Below are 1,225 nucleotides of genomic sequence, written 5' to 3'. Positions count from 1 at the left end.
CGCATTGTCAGGTGGCGAAGTCGATGCATTTGTCGGAAATGTCGCCTCAACTTCTTATTGGATACGAAAACTCAACCTTAACAACCTAAAAGTAGCCGCCCCCGTTTCAAAAGAAAAACAGAGTCTACACTTCGCTATACGAAATGACTGGCCCGAGTTGGTTTCTATTATTGAAAAAGGTCTGGACAGTATTACGGTGGAAGAAGAAGAGGCTATCCGCCAAAAATGGACAAGCATAAAAGTCGACAACAATCAGAGCCTAATGATCGTTCTTCGGATAAGTGCTGCTCTTTTTGTCATCATCATTATCGGTGCGCTTTGGAACATGATGCTAAAGCGTAAAGTAAGACAGCAAACTTCACAGATACTTCGTTCAGCGCATTATGACCAGCTAACCGACCTTCCAAACCGTTTCCTGATCGAAGACCGTTTACGAGAACGCATTAACGAAGCCAAACAGAACAACTCGAAAGTAGCCATGCTTTCGATAGACATCGATGAATTTAAGAAGATTAATGACTCCTACGGGCACAGTGCCGGGGATCAAGTTCTGAAACAAGTTGCTGAGCGGCTTGGCACAACACTAACAGAGGGTGACACACTGGGCCGCCTCAGTGGTGATCAATTCCTGATTATCATCAGTCACTTTAATGATGTGTCCGACCTAGCTTCAACAACCAGCTCCGTATTGGAGCAGTTTCGGGCAGCCTTTCAAATAGATGCGGGTTTATACACTCTTTCGGCGAGCATCGGGATCTCAATTTTTCCTTTTGACGGCGACACATCTGATGAATTACTTAAGAATGCCGATTCAGCAACTCACGTAGCAAAAGAATTCTCTAACGGTTCCTATGCTTTTTACACTAAAGAGCGAAAAGAGAAAGTATCGCGTCAAATTGAGTTAGAGCAAGCACTTCGCGCTGCCTTGGACAAGAACGAAATGTACTTGGTCTACCAAGCAAAGATCGACGCACAAAGTAAACAAGTAATAGGCTTTGAAGCATTATTACGCTGGCACAGCGAGCATCTTGGCCAAGTATCCCCTGCCGAATTTATCCCAGTAGCCGAGAGAAACGGCATGATCATTCCGATTGGTGAGTTCGTAATTCAGCAGTCTTTAGCTGCGCTGGTCGAGCTTAAAGCTCATTACAATGCACGCTGCACAATGTTGATAAACATTTCTCCGGTTCAATTTAACTCACCAAGTCTTATAGATGTCTTGAGC

General features: G+C 44.4%; 1 protein-coding gene. It reads left to right on the top strand.

Features of this window, described 5'->3' with window-relative positions:
• Positions 1–1,225, top strand: a 1,225-nt coding sequence (locus A3735_RS25100; protein WP_156499915.1) for a diguanylate cyclase domain-containing protein, incomplete at both ends; no start/stop codon positions are given.

The organism is Oleiphilus sp. HI0061, assembly GCF_001635675.1.
This window is presented reverse-complemented; position numbering and strand designations above follow the sequence as displayed.